This window comes from Myxococcaceae bacterium JPH2, from assembly GCA_016458225.1.
Taxonomy (GTDB): domain Bacteria; phylum Myxococcota; class Myxococcia; order Myxococcales; family Myxococcaceae; genus Citreicoccus.
Map to the genome: position 1 here is coordinate 1 of JAEMGR010000144.1, position 228 is coordinate 228.

Annotated in this window: 1 protein-coding gene; it reads left to right on the forward strand. The window is 71.1% G+C overall.

Annotated features, from left to right (window positions below):
* A partial coding sequence (locus tag JGU66_36500) for a hypothetical protein (protein ID MBJ6766278.1) occupies positions 1–228 on the forward strand: 228 nt, incomplete at both ends.

Consider the following 228-nt stretch of genomic DNA (forward strand, 5'->3'; position numbering starts at 1 on the left):
CCCGCGCCGCCCTGGCCGAGATCACCGCCGGCGACGCGCTGATGCTGGACGATTCGACCACCCTTGCCGCGTTCGCGCCGCTCTTGCCCGGGCGGGGGCCGCTGACGGTGGTGACCAACAGCCTGGGGGTGATGCAGGCGCTGGCGGGGGCCGAGGATATCGCGCTGATCACGCCCGGCGGCGCGTATCACCCGACCTATCACGCCTTTATCGGCCCCTTGTGCGAAA